8 protein-coding genes are annotated in these 13,434 nt (G+C 38.0%); 3 read left to right on the forward strand and 5 right to left on the reverse strand.

All coding sequences use genetic code 11. The features are described from left to right. Window positions 1-46 precede the first annotated feature (46 nt). From QOX35_RS11525 to QOX35_RS11535, 3 genes are all read left to right on the forward strand, one after another. Window positions 47-2,122: a glycoside hydrolase family 36 protein gene (locus QOX35_RS11525; protein ID WP_283687018.1), complete on the forward strand. Its 2,076-nt coding sequence runs from the start codon at window positions 47-49 to the stop codon at window positions 2,120-2,122. Between the two features lie 164 nt (window positions 2,123-2,286). Beyond that, entirely contained in the window at window positions 2,287-4,377 is a 2,091-nt protein-coding gene (locus QOX35_RS11530) for a glycoside hydrolase family 36 protein (RefSeq protein ID WP_283687019.1), read from the forward strand. 92 nt (window positions 4,378-4,469) lie between these two features. After that, on the forward strand, window positions 4,470-5,558 hold the full coding sequence (locus QOX35_RS11535) for an endonuclease/exonuclease/phosphatase family protein (protein ID WP_283687020.1): 1,089 nt from the start codon (window positions 4,470-4,472) through the stop codon (window positions 5,556-5,558). Window positions 5,559-5,589: 31 nt separating this feature from the next. Here the strand turns inward: QOX35_RS11535 and QOX35_RS11540 are convergent, their stop codons facing one another. The 5 genes from QOX35_RS11540 to QOX35_RS11560 all read right to left on the reverse strand — a co-directional run bounded on the left by QOX35_RS11540 (window position 5,590) and on the right by QOX35_RS11560 (window position 13,125). After that, window positions 5,590-6,135, reverse strand: a complete 546-nt coding sequence (locus QOX35_RS11540; RefSeq protein ID WP_283687021.1) for an RNA polymerase sigma-70 factor — start codon at window positions 6,133-6,135, stop codon at window positions 5,590-5,592. 30 nt (window positions 6,136-6,165) lie between these two features. Further along, on the reverse strand, window positions 6,166-6,975 hold the full coding sequence (locus tag QOX35_RS11545) for a glycoside hydrolase family 16 protein (protein WP_283687022.1): 810 nt from the start codon (window positions 6,973-6,975) through the stop codon (window positions 6,166-6,168). 222 nt (window positions 6,976-7,197) lie between these two features. Continuing rightward, window positions 7,198-8,727 carry a SusD/RagB family nutrient-binding outer membrane lipoprotein gene (locus tag QOX35_RS11550; RefSeq protein WP_283687024.1) on the reverse strand — a complete coding sequence of 510 codons (1,530 nt, stop codon included), beginning with the start codon at window positions 8,725-8,727 and terminating at the stop codon, window positions 7,198-7,200. Between the two features lie 19 nt (window positions 8,728-8,746). Further along, window positions 8,747-12,106 carry a SusC/RagA family TonB-linked outer membrane protein gene (locus QOX35_RS11555; protein ID WP_283687025.1) on the reverse strand — a complete coding sequence of 1,120 codons (3,360 nt, stop codon included), beginning with the start codon at window positions 12,104-12,106 and terminating at the stop codon, window positions 8,747-8,749. A gap of 23 nt (window positions 12,107-12,129) precedes the next feature. Next, window positions 12,130-13,125 (reverse strand): FecR family protein, encoded by a 996-nt coding sequence (locus tag QOX35_RS11560; RefSeq protein WP_283687026.1) that lies wholly within the window; start codon window positions 13,123-13,125, stop codon window positions 12,130-12,132. Window positions 13,126-13,434: the final 309 nt, after the last annotated feature.

Genomic DNA, 13,434 nt, shown 5'->3' on the forward strand with positions numbered 1-13,434 from the left:
CCTATATTAAAGCATTGCAGATTTCTTGTAATAAAATAAAAGTTCTATGATAAAAAATATTTGCAGTAAAGCAATCATCACGTTTCTTATTTTCATCTGTGCGACAATGAGTTCTCGCGGGCAAACTGTTACTAAGATGACCAAAACACCGGTAAATGTAGAAAATCAGATATCAACACTATTTGCCAAAGGTAAAACTCCTCCGTTTTCGTTTGTATACGGTGGTGTTTCTTCAAAAGAATTTATTCGCAAATGGAAACATACTATTGAGAAACAAAAGACAGAAGAATCGGGAGTTGTCAGATATCTTGCTACTTATACCGAAGCCGAGACAGGGCTGAAAGTTGAATGTGAAATAAAAGGATATCCGGCTTTCAAGGCTTTGGAATGGACGATTCATTTCACAAATATGGCTGCTGCCAATTCGAAAAATCTGAAACAGGTAAAAGCCATAGATATGGAGATGGATTATCCTGTCGAAGGCAATTTTAATCTACATTATGCAGATGGTAATCATATATCCAAATACGACTTTCATCCTCGTACGCTTACGTTAAAGCCCGGTGAAAGTAAATTGATGGAGCCAATAAACGGGCGTTCATCCGAAGGCGATTATCTGCCAATATTCAATATCGAATCAGCTTCATCCCAAGGTGTTTTTGTGGGCATCGGGTGGAGTGGTAGCTGGTATGCAGATATCAGCTGTAAAAATCAAAAAAGAATATCCATAGAGTCGGGAATGAAAACGATGGATCTCTACTTGTATGGAAAAGAAAGTATACGCACGCCAAGCATTACACTAATGTACTGGAACGGCGACGACCGAATGGAGGGACACAATCAGTTTCGTCGCTTTGTGCTGAATCATAAGACACATAAAATAAATGGAAAAAATGCTCCTTATCCATTAGCTACAGGCTTTAATTACAAAGACCCTGCTCCTTATACTGAGTATTCGGGTTTGACTGAAGAATACGCAATTGCAATGATGAAACGTTACAAGCAATTCAACATTATGCCTGAAGTATTCTGGTTAGATGCCGGATGGAATACCGGAGCTGCAGACTGGGAAAAGGGTAAAAGTTGGGCTAACACAGTTGGTAACTGGACGGTAGATACAACACGCTTTCCTCGTGGATTAAAGCCGATCTCGGAAGAAGCACATAAGCTAGGAGCAAAATTTATGGTGTGGTTCGAACCCGAACGAATAATCAGAGGTACACAATGGGCTGTAGAGCACCCCGAATGGATGCTGGATATCCCGGAACATAACGATGATACCTATCTCATGTTTGATCTCGGAAACACTGACGCTTGCGACTGGCTGTGTAAATATATCGGAGATATGATAGAAGAAAACGGAGTTGATCATTATCGTCAGGATTTTAATATGCATCCCGATATTTATTGGGCTGCGAACGAAGAAGAAGGACGAGTAGGGATGAAAGAAATACGCCACATCGAAAATTTGTATAAGTTTTGGGACTATCTGCTCAAGCGTTTCCCTAATTTGTTTATAGATAATTGTGCCAGTGGAGGAAAACGGATCGATATGGAAACTATTCCTAGGAGTGCACCTCTATGGCGAAGCGATTACTATCATTACGATGATCCTGATGGCTATCAATGCCATACTTATGGATTGAACTTTTTCCTTCCTCTGCATGGTACCGGAATTTTACAGACCGACCCGTATGCGTTCCGTTCAAGTATGAGTACCTGTTTGACCTGCAACTGGAAAATAACAGACAAAAGTTTTTCGATATATGAAATGCAAGCCCGATTAAATGAATTTCAAGATATCCGCCCTTATTATTATGAGGATTATTATCCATTGACGAGGATAGACGATACAACTCTCGATAATATCTGGCTGGCATATCAACTCAACCGACCTTCAGATAACAGCGGGGTTATAATTGCTTTCCGTCGAAAGGCTTGCGAGAAAAATACTATTGAAGTGAAACTCTCCGGCATCAAACCCGAAAAGAAATATAAAGTAACAGATCTGGACAAAAACGAATCCGTTATTATATCGGGAAGAGAGCTTGCCGATAGATTTGTCTTGACTTTGGATAAGCCAAATCAATCGCTGCTGCTAAAATACAAGGCAGTGGAGTAGGGCAGATATATGTAAAGCAGAATACTTTATCTATAATAATACTAGAATAGCTTTTAACTGATAGTATAGAAAAAGTGACAGAAATAAAAAGTGTAAAAAGGTGTTACTTTTGTCACCTTTTATCAATGATGTTTTGATAATCAATAAATTGATAAAAATATATAATGAAAAAAAACATAGTTTATCTAATCCTACTGTTATTGGGATCTTTGTCTGTCGCAGGGCAGTCGACGGTACAAATAACAGGTAATAAAAATGATATCGGCAAATGGATTTCCGCTAATTTCAGAAAGGGAGTTACTCCTCCATTTTCGTTTGTATATAACGGAAAACATTCGGGCACATTCATTAAGAATTGGAGCTATAGTGTGAAAAATATTACGGAAAGTGACCCTTCTGTTATTAAGCGTATCTATTCTTACAAAGACCCGGTGTCGGGACTCACTGTAGAATGCGAAGTAAAAGGCTTCAATGCTTATAACGCCGTAGAATGGGTGCTTCGTTTTGTGAATACAGGAAATAAGAATACTCCCGAGATCTCATCGGTGAATGCCTCTGATATTACATTCACATATCAAGAGGGCGGAGACTTGAAAATGCATTACGCGGACGGTAGCCATGTGTCAAAAGAAGACTTTCATCAAAGGCTAAAAGTGATGCAGCCTCACGACAGTCTGTATATGGAGCCATACGGAGGGCGTTCTTCTCAGAATGCTTTTCCGTTCTTTAATATGCAAGCACCCAAAGGGCAGGGAGGCGTATTGGCAGCCATAGGATGGACTGGAACATGGTTTGCCAAAGTGAAGACAGAGACGAGCAAGAGTACAAATCTGAAATCGGGTATGGTAAATCTTAAAACATACCTTTATCCAAAAGAGAGTATCCGCACACCAAAAGTATGCTTATTGTTTTGGAACGGTGAGAACCGCTTTGTAGGACACAACGCCTTCCGGCGACTTGTTCTCGAACATTATACATGGAAACAGAATGGTAAGCCTACGGTATATCCCGTATCTACCAGCTTCAATTATGGAGATCCTGCGCCATGTAATGAATATACATGCATGACAGAGGATTATGCTATCGCTCTTATCAAGCGCTATGCACAATATAAACTGGTATCTGATGTTTTCTGGCTTGATGCAGGGTGGTATATTAAAGCTGCAGATGTTGCCGGTAAAAAAAACTGGGCTAATACTGTCGGTAATTGGACTATCGATCCTGAAAGATTTCCTCGTGGATTTCGCCCTATAGCGGATGAGGTACACAAACAGGGGGCTAAATTTATGGTATGGTTTGAACCTGAACGAGTAATGAAGAATTCGGATTGGGCGAATCAATATCCCCAATGGATGCTCGATGCAAAAGGATCAGTGAAACAAGAAGAATGGCAGAAAGATGGTGATCATGATGCTGTACTTTTCAATTTGGGAAATGCGGAAGCTTGTAAATGGCTTGGAAAATTTATAGGTGATTTTATGGAAACGAACGGAATAGATTATTATCGTCAGGATTTTAATATCGAACCGGCCGGCTTCTGGTATAATAATGATGAGGAAGGACGACGTGGTATTTGCGAGATACGCTACATCGAGGGTCTTTATAAATTCTGGGAATATTTATTGAATAGGTTCCCGAATACAATAATCGATAATTGTGCAAGTGGCGGACGTCGTATCGACTTGGAAAGTATATCCAGAAGTGCCGCATTGTGGCGTACAGACTATAATTATGGCGAACCTAACGGATCTCAATGTCATACTTACGGACTCGAACTCTATTTACCTCTACATGGTACAGGTATTCAGCAGGCTGACTCCTATACCTTCCGCTCAGGATTGGGAACATCTGTTATTTATAACTGGAAAGTAACAGAAGGAAACTACAATGTAGTTGATATGCGCAACAAACAGGCTGAGTTTAACGAAGTACGTCCTTACTTTTATGAAGATTATTATCCATTAAGCGGATCGGGTGATGTGGACATTACAGCCGATAATATATGGATGGTATATCAATTATACCGTCCGTCCGATGACAGCGGCTATATCGTTGGATTTCGTAGAGCTAATTCTCCCGACCAAACTTATCTGGTAAAGCTGCAAGGATTAAAGTTGGATAGAGAATATACATTAACAAATAAAGATACAGGAGCTGTCCTTGTGAAAAAGGGAAGTGAACTTGCCAAAGGGTTTGAAATTACTTTGGATCAACCTCGCTCCAGTCTTTTAATGAAGATTCAAATAAAGCCTTAATATTTATTGCAAAAGATAGTACCGGAATAATTGTTATTTAATAATGATTCATGATGGTACTATCTTTTTATTTCTAATTAAAGAATACTACTATGTATAAGAAGTTCTCTCCAATATGTAAAATGCTATTAATCTCTTTATTGCCCTTTTTTTTCTTATCGAATACTTATTGTTCAAAGTCAATTAAACCTGATACCGGTAAAGAAGAAAAAAGGAAAACAATCGAGCTTACTCTGCTACAGCTTAATATTTGGGTAGAATGTACCAAAGTGCCCAATGCGTTTCAGGGACTAATAGATCAGATAGCAGGATTGAAGCCCGATGTCGCCACATTCTGTGAATTGTATAAAGGGGAGGGAGATAATCCAGTTATGCCTCAATTGATAGACGCGTTAAAAAAACAAGGGCTTAATTATTACAGTGCGCGTATAGATGGTAGAGCTATTATAAGCAAATATCCGATTGTAGAACAGCAACGGATCAACAAATGGCAGTTTAAGGCTGTGCTGAATGTAGACGGTAAACGTGTTGCGGTTTATCCCGCCCATTCCGAATATAGATACTACACTTGCTACTACCCGAGAGGTTATAACGATGGCAGTAAAGACTGGAATAAATTAAACTCGCCTATTACTGATGTGGCTACAATATTGAAAGTATGTAACCTTTCGGGACGTATAGAGTCAGCTCAAGAGTTTATAAATGATGCTAAAACCGAAATGAGCAAAGGAGGGTTAGTTATTTATGCCGGAGATTTCAACGAACCGTCTCATCTCGATTGGCAAGCCGAAACAGCTAATTTATTCGATCATAATGGATGCGTGGTAAATTGGGGTGTATCGTCTTTATTATATGAGAATGGATTTAAAGATGCATACCGAGAGACATATCCCGATGTCGTAAAATACCCCGGATTTACATTTCCCGCTAACAATAAAGATGTTTCCCCGAATGCTATTACTTGGACTCCAGATGCAGATGAGCGGGAACGTATTGATTTTGTATACTATTATCCGGATAAACGGTTGACGGTAAAAAGAGCAGCGTTACTTGGACCAAAAGGCTATATAGTAAGGGGAAAGAGAAATGAGGATAAAACAAAAGATCGGGTTATTAAACCATTCAAGGATGTTTGGCCGACTGACCACAAAGGGGTTTTTATTACTTTCGAAATAAAATAGACTTTAATATTTATACACAGTCTAATACCTATTAAGTGTTTTTTTCCACATAAGAGAAAAAGATAATCCAGAGTAACATTGATTTGAGTATATGCGCTTTTATCTTCTTCAGGGCTACCGAAATATGTTTTTCCACCATCTTTTGGGATATACCTTCTTGCTCTGCAATTTGAGTGTAGCTCATACGGCTATAGCGACTGAGTTTAAATACAGTTTTGCATTTTGGAGTTAGACTTTCAATGGCTGTTTCTATACTTTTTTCAAATTCAGTCCTGTCTACGCAATCGTATGCTTCATCCAGTTCTTTTTCTTCAGATATCCATTTGGCGAGCAACTCTTCGTGAAGTTTTATATCTCTAAAATAGTTTAATATACGGTTACGGGCAGCGGTATAAAGGTATGCTTTTATATCATCTATTTGCAGCAATTCTCTATTTACCCATAAGCTACAAAATACATCTTGGGCAATATCTTTGATAACATGCTCATCTTTAGTATAAAGATTTAGGAAATAACATACTGGTTCATAATATGTGTTGAATATTTCCTCAAACTCAGACTCTATATAACTACGCATATCTTATATTCTTATTTGTAGAAGGAGTCACTATTCTTTCTGATAAATACGTACATAATCAATATCGAAGTAATGCGGAAACAACGTATTGTCTACACCTTTTATACCACCTAATCCTCCGCCTATGGCAAGGTTAAGCAATAAGTGAAATGGTTGATCGAAAGGCCATGCGTCTATTCCCTCTTGTTTGTTGAATGTAAAATAATGAATACCATCGATATACGATCTGATCTGATGCTCGTTCCATTCCATAGTATAAACATGAAACCTATCGGTAACTAGCGGAGCGTGAATTGATTTTCCTACCTGTGTACCTTTCGTATGGTTATATGTTTCGGTATGAACTGTAGAAAACACACTGTCTGGTGAAAAACCTACATGTTCCATAATGTCTATTTCACCACATCTGGGCCAACCACCGTATTTACTCTCTGTAGGCAACATCCATATTGCAGGCCAACTACCTTTACCTGTCGGTAGTTTTGCACTTACTTCTACCTTTCCGTATAGCCAATCTCCTTTCCCTTTTGTCCTTAGTCTTGCAGAAGTATATTGTTTACCATTAGACTCTTCTTTCACGGCAGTGATTCTTAATACACCGTTACATACACGAGCATTGTTTATATTTCTGTCGGTATACCATTGTAACTCGTTGTTTCCCCAGCCATATGAGTTTCCATGTGTATCGAAACTCCATTTTGTAGAGTCAGGTAGACCTCTATATTCAAACTCATCAGACCATACTAATTTCCAGTCACCGCTTTGAGAGGATAACGATTTGGGTAAAATAAATAAAATTAAGGCGATTAAGATTATTCCTTTTTGGATATAATGATTCATTTCTTTAATTTTTTAGTTATACTTCCTTTCTCCACTATAAGATTTTTTACTCGTCGTACTAAATCTTTTTTTTAGCGAATATATGTATCTCTATGGTTTCCTTTATCACAATCTTCTTTAGTCTCGTTTGATAACTATAAGAAAACCATAGAGCACATAATAATTATAGATGAAGATACAAAAACAAGCTGGATAATTGATAAAGTTTATAACAATTGCATGTTATTTAAGCAACCACATCAATTTATTGATTTCGTCATAGCCTTCGTACTGTTTATCCAGTGCTATTTTTAAATTATCACGATTGTAATTTGTTTCTGAACTTGGATACAACCAACGCATAGGTAATCCGTTTTTATTATTCTCATTCAAACTTGTTTCAGGGTTGATAGGGAAGTCAGGATAGTTATTACGTCTGTATTCAAAGAAACTACTTTGAGCTTCTTGCATAAAGTTAAGAATGTAGCGTTGCATCCATATCTGTTTCAATTGCTCGTTGGTAGAGCCTTTGAATTCTGCGTCACCAGTGAAGTAATTGTCAATATAACTCTGAGTAATGGCTTTACCGTGCGCATATTCAGCCTTAGTCGCCATAATAGAGGCAAGAGCAGATTTTACACCGCTTTCGTAATAAGATTTTGCATCACCTGTTGTTATCCAGCCTCTTACTCTTGCTTCTGCAATGATTAGTTGTTGCTCGGCATAAGTTAATACCATGCGTGGTTCACAAGCATCTTCTTTTAAGTAACGCTTGTTTAATAGCGAATATTTATTGGCGCTATGACCTGCATTCATTGCAGAATAATCCATTGAAACATCAACGCCTATATAGGCTTCTTCGTCCGATTCTGTTTTACCTGCAGCGATAGCTGCTCCTGCAGGTTCTGCAAAGTAGAATAATCTTCTGTCTCCTAAAGATTTCAAATTGTCGATGAGTAAAGAACTTACAATTGTTTTACTGGTAAACAAATCATTGGTACTTGATAGTGGGTGTCTGTTTAGACTTGAATAATTAAGCCCGAAAAATCCTGTTGAGGCTTCCAGTAGGTTGCCACTATTAACGATTTCAGCAAAACGTTTCTTTACTTCCAAAGATGCCACATTCTCTTTTTTGCTCAATGTTATTAAGACTTTTAGTGCGAGTGCATTTGATGCTCTGCGCCATTTAGCAGGATCTCCATTATACGGAGTTGGGTCTCCATCGAAGTTTGTTCCGTTAGCAAAGAATTGATCTGCCTCTTTCAATTCGTTTAAAATACCTTTGAATACATCTTCTTGTGTGTCATAGCTTGGCTTGTAAACACCAGATGCACCTTTATTCGATTCACTATACGGTATATCCCCTAATTCCATTGTTAGTTTGAAAAAGGCAGCGGCGCGAACAAACTTTGCCACACCTTTGTATGAGTTCTCCATCGGACTACCTTGTGCATAGCCTAGCATTTTATCTATGTTGGGAAGTACTGTCAGTATTTCGAAGCTGCTACTTCCTATTGTGTTGTATTGCGTACTCATTTGTCCTTCGTTAGCATAGCCTACATATTTGGATAATGCGTTATCCGAGATCATTACCTTTGCATCTCTTCCATCAAATCGGGCTACACGTAACACTACATTTGTGCATAGCAAAGATGCACTAACCTGAGATGTAGAGTCGGGGTTAGTATTCAAATCGTCGAAATTGCTACATCCTATAAATATTGATAAAAGAAGGATGCTTGCTATAATCGTGAATTTATTTATGGTTTTCATTTCGTTTCAGTTTAAAGTTTTAAAAATCTATTTTCACATTGAATCCAATATAACGCTGAGACGGGTCGCTAAAATTATCTATACCTCCGTCGGGGTCTGAATATTTAAAATCTTTAGCCCATAATAGCATATTTTGCCCTACAGCCGATACTGCAATATCTCTCGCTCTTAGTTTAGCCGATAGTGTTTTTGGAAGATTGTAGGTCAGAGCAATTTCTCGGATTTTGAAGAATGTGGTGCTGTAAGCATCCAACGAAGAAGGAGAACCTCCCCATGCTGTTCCTTTATGTAGATTTTCGATATATGTTTTGTAAGTAACAGCTACATCATTAGCAGCATATTCGCGAGTGTCGCTTGTAATGTTTCCGTATGTATCGTACGTTGCTTTCCCCGATATTACTTTTACTCCTTGCCCTGTATAGTTTTTCGTTCCTGGCTGGGTTGCATCCAGATAACGTTCAGGAACGACTGAGTTAGGATGTGATCCGGCACGCCACATATACATTTCGGTAGTTGTTTGAGCAATACCACCTACACGTCCGTCCATCGTCATTCTGAAGTGCCAATTTTTATACCTTACACTTGTATTCATACCCCAAATCCAATCAGGATCGTAATTCCCAAACTTAGAATCGTATGCAGAATAAAGCGGTAGACCATTGCTATGTATTATATTACCTTGTGGATCTTTTTGATACTCTCTGATTATATAATGATCTACTCTCTCTCCAACTTTTACCCAAGGTTTATCTTGCGAAAATGTTTCATCCAGTTTTGTATAATAGCGGGCATATTTCGACCAATTTAGCGTTACATCCCATTCCCAGTCTTTTGTTTTGATTGGTGTTACAGTAGCCGTAATTTCAAAACCTCTACGTGTGATTTCTTCTCCCGAATTGATATAGTTGCTTTTATAACCAGAGGCTGGGCTTATAGGCGCTTGTACTATAAAGTCGTACATGCGTTTATTATAATATGCGACATCAAGCGAAGCTCTACCTTTGAAAAAATTGAGGGCTGTACCTACTTCGAATGTTGATGTAGACTCTGCTCTTACGCTTGTACTTCTGATAGATGTAGGATATGTAGCCGAACTTAGATTTCCCCAAGCATTTTGTGTAATCGCATAGTCTGAATTAATATCATATATGTTAGCGGGCTTTTTGGAAGTTGTCCATGATCCGCGAAGCTTCCAGAATGATAGCCAATTCATCTCCGGTAGAAGCTCAGAAGCAATAAAGCTACCTGCTACCGATGGATAGAAATAAGAACGTTCTGATTTTGAAAGGGTAGAACTCCAGTCGTTACGCATAGTTGCTTCTATATATGCCATGCTTCGCCACGATGCACCCACACGTCCGAATACACTGTTTACTTGCTTCTTATACAATCTTGAACTAGTAAGTACCGAATTAATAGATGCCTTCAATGAGTAGAATCCCGGTATTGAGAGTCCGCTTTGTGTGCGAGCCTCCATTCCTTCGTCTTGGTTGTAGAAAATAGAACCTCCTACAAATCCGTCGAATCTGAAATCTTTATATGCCTTGTCTGCAGCAAAGATTAGGTCGTTGTTGATGCTGTAACCTCTGCCTACGCCCATATTGAATGAACCTTTTGCTGATTCTCCCCATATCTCTGTCCCATTTTTTATTACGGTTGATGTACCTCCTCCTGTGAACGAACCTTTGGATATGCGTACATCCTGACGGTCACTATAACTGTCGAATCCAGTTCTTAATGTAGCTTTCAACCAAGGAGTAACATCATAGTTGAGAGAAAGCGTCCCGTTAAAAATATCTCTGTTTAATGTATGCAATCTCTCATATCTGTCGAAGTATGGATTGTTATTTGCACTTTCATAACTACTATTTTGCTTCTCGTTTTTTATTAGCCAATAGTCTTTATAGTCTCTGATATCGTAGTCTGGAGCCGACCATACCAATAGACTGTACATAGGATCATATCCGGCATATCCATTGAATCCTAGATTGGGAGAGGTTTGTTTGTTGAATCCTAAGCTCGAAGACAATGTAAACTTATCAACTTTCATTTCTCCACCAAGACTATAGGTATATTTATTGAATAAAGAGTTGGGATATTGACCTTTATTTTGTACCCATGTCGCAGATGCTCGTAAACTACTATTTTTAGTTTGTTGTACAACATTTATATTGTTGTTTAGTATATAGCCCTGTACCAGGAAGTTTTTAAAGTTGTCTTTTCCTCTAGCAGTGTATGGCATTGGCGTCATTGTTTTTGAAATAGGGTCCCATTGTACTACTTCTTGCCCCTCCATCGGTACGCCCCACGAACCATCGCCTGTACGTGCATAGGTATTCGTTGCTGTATTCACAACACGTCCGTAAGTTGATTGCATCTCGGGTATGGCAAGATAACCCGCTGTAAACATAGTTCCACTATTTATAGATACGGATAAGCCTTGTCTTTCCGAACCTTTCTTTGTTGTAATCATGATGGCTCCTCCATCACCTTTAGATCCATAAAGGGCAGAAGCGGTAGAGCCTTTTAATACGTTCATAGACTCTATGTCGTCAGCCGGCAAATCGCGCAATGTCATATTTGTATAAGGAACACCGTCTATAACGATTAACGGGTTTTCGCCACGAAGAGTTATTTCGGGTGCAGCTCCAAATTCGGTACTGTTTAGTACATTCAATCCTGCCACTCTACCAGTCAGTGATGTTCCAACATCTAATGGGCGTACTGTCTGCAAGGCTTGTCCCTGTACTCCTTGTACAGCGTAGCCAAGAGCCTTTTCTTCACGTTTGATACCCAATGCCGTAACTACGACTTCTGAAAGTACTCTTTCATCTTCTATCAGAATAATGTCGAATGCCGATTTTGAACCCACCGTTACGGTATTTGTTTGAAAGCCGATAGATGTAATATTAATTTTTGAGCCTTCGTTTACTGATAGTTCAAACTTTCCGTTGATATCAGTAATTGTACCATTTGTTGTTCCCACTTCTTTTATAGTGGCTCCAATAATAGGTTCATTATTTGAATCTAATACGACTCCTGATATTTTCTTTTGAACATTTTGTTGATGAACCGTAATGGGTTTCAAAACTATTTGGTTGCCTTTTATTTCGTAGCCAACGCTTTTGTTCTTAAAGACTTCTGTCAATACTTCTTGTATAGACGCATTTTGGACATTCAGGATTACTTTTTGCTTGTCGTCAAGATCACTGTTGCTGTATATAAACGAATAGCCGTATTTTTTCTGGATGTCGCTAAATAGCTCTTTGATGGAGATGTTTTTTACACTGATATTAATTGGTTTTTGAGCTAGAATTGCTGAGTGCGCCATTAGACACAAAATGAGTGTAAATAGCAATTTTCTGATTATTGTTTTCATGGTATTAAATAAAATGTTAGTAACTATTTCCCTTTTATTTTTACTGAGTTGTCATATATTTCATATTCTATTGGTGTTATCTTGTTAAATAGGTCGAGAAATTCTCGCAGCGATTCGGTATTCAAAAGGAATGTGTATCTTTTACTTTCATCTAATTGAGAGTAAGAGATATTGACTCCATACCATCGTTCGAGTTTCTTTATTGCAGTATATACTGTTGCATTATGAATGAGCAATTTATTTGCAGTCCAAAGTTTTGCTTCCTCTGTATCTTCGTTTATTATTTCGTATTTCAGATTGTGTTTATTTATGTGTGCTCGTTGAGATGGTGACAGATTAAACATATGCTTGTTCTTTTTTGCATCTAATACTTCTACTTCACCTTCGATGAGGGATATTTCAAAAAAATCATCACCATCGTAATTGGAAACATTAAAGCTTGTGCCGAGTACGCGGATTTTGACCTTACCGATGTCTACAATAAAGGGTTTATCCTGATCATGAGCAACATCGAAAAAAAGTTCTCCATGCGCTTCGATTGATCTGTTCTCGTCATTGTAATCGCTAGCAAAAGATAGTTCTGACTTAGAATTAAGCCATACTTTTGTTCCATCAGCAAGTATTGCTTCAGATTTCTCGCCCCATTGAGTACTTATATGAGTAAAAGACTTGGGCCTGTAAGCATTATTAATCAAATATCCCGATATAGTGAGCAAAGACAGTATTAATACAGCAGTAAGTGCCCACATAGTATACGGAATAGAATGTTTCTTCCTTATGCCTGTGCCTTTTTCGAGATATTGTTTGTAATCTGTTTTATTACAGACTTGCTTCCATACAGCTTCTTTATCAGGAATAACATATGATGGCTGATTTATGTAAATCCATTCTTTCTGTAAGTCAAGAAAGGTATTTAGATTGTTGTCATCAGCAGCAAGCCAGTCTTCAATAAATCGCTTTTCTTGAATATTGCATTCATTTTTGCAATATTTGATCAATATTTCGTAAGGAATCTCCATCTTCTAATGCTTTATACAACTATGACACGTATGTTGAGGGAAACCCTACCTTAGAATGGAAAATATTTTTTGAATTTGTTTAGGGGAGGTGTTTTTTATTTAGAAAATCAATTGTTTCTATTCATATATGGAGTTAGCCTTTTACCCATTTTCTGCTTTTTTAAGATCAGTATCCCGATTATTTTTTATATATTTACGAACCGGAATCATTTATACAAACGCAATAGCATCCTTTTAGCTGTACCTGTGTTTGCTCCGGATATGATTATACAAATATCGTTGTGGCATATTTTACAAACAGATAAGACA

Origin of the sequence: Dysgonomonas sp. Marseille-Q5470 (genome assembly GCF_951230145.1) — a bacterium.
Classification (GTDB): Bacteria; Bacteroidota; Bacteroidia; order Bacteroidales; family Dysgonomonadaceae; genus Dysgonomonas.

Bases quoted from the DNA above. Each gene is read 5' to 3' on its own strand.
- QOX35_RS11535 (WP_283687020.1), top strand. From the start codon at position 4,470: ATGTATAAGAAGTTCTCTCCAATATGTAAAATGCTATTAATCTCTTTA.
- QOX35_RS11555 (WP_283687025.1), bottom strand. From the start codon at position 12,106: ATGAAAACAATAATCAGAAAATTGCTATTTACACTCATTTTGTGTCTA.
- QOX35_RS11545 (WP_283687022.1), bottom strand. From the start codon at position 6,975: ATGAATCATTATATCCAAAAAGGAATAATCTTAATCGCCTTAATTTTA.
- QOX35_RS11525 (WP_283687018.1), top strand. From the start codon at position 47: ATGATAAAAAATATTTGCAGTAAAGCAATCATCACGTTTCTTATTTTC.
- QOX35_RS11540 (WP_283687021.1), bottom strand. From the start codon at position 6,135: ATGCGTAGTTATATAGAGTCTGAGTTTGAGGAAATATTCAACACATAT.
- QOX35_RS11560 (WP_283687026.1), bottom strand. From the start codon at position 13,125: ATGGAGATTCCTTACGAAATATTGATCAAATATTGCAAAAATGAATGC.
- QOX35_RS11550 (WP_283687024.1), bottom strand. From the start codon at position 8,727: ATGAAAACCATAAATAAATTCACGATTATAGCAAGCATCCTTCTTTTA.
- QOX35_RS11530 (WP_283687019.1), top strand. From the start codon at position 2,287: ATGAAAAAAAACATAGTTTATCTAATCCTACTGTTATTGGGATCTTTG.